The 393-nt window shown below is 55.0% G+C and carries 1 pseudogene; it reads right to left on the reverse strand.

Annotated features, from left to right (window positions below):
• Positions 1-355 (reverse strand): annotated as a pseudogene (locus tag SOP95_RS31975) (hypothetical protein); the annotation flags it as partial.
• Between the last annotated feature and the right edge of the window lie 38 nt (positions 356-393).

Below are 393 nucleotides of genomic sequence, written 5' to 3' on the forward strand. Positions count from 1 at the left end.
TGCTGAAGTCCCAGGACAACGTGCGCAGAAAGCTCAGTTTCTCGATCCCAAGGTTCTTGGCGAGCTTGCGAATGCCCTTTTCATAGGGAACCAGCGCTGCGGCGATGGCGCTGGCAATCAACTCTGCGGGGTCTTTTTCTTTGTCAGCCCACAGATCGACGTACACCGCCAGCCACCCTCGAAGCTGACACTCCGGGATCAGGTCTTCGCGCAAAAAAGTACTTTTGCCCGTGCGACGCGGCGCCGCGAGAAACAGGCCAGAGGTGAAATCCTGGATACCGGCCCCCACCAGACCATCGGCAATACTGCTTGCCAGCGTGGGACGGCGGAATACAAAGCCGCTGTGCTTGGACATGGTTTTACACTCAATTATGGAAATGACTATAAATTATA

The sequence above is a fragment of the Pseudomonas sp. YuFO8 genome (assembly GCF_035065025.1).
Taxonomy (GTDB): domain Bacteria; phylum Pseudomonadota; class Gammaproteobacteria; order Pseudomonadales; family Pseudomonadaceae; genus Aquipseudomonas; species Aquipseudomonas putida_AE.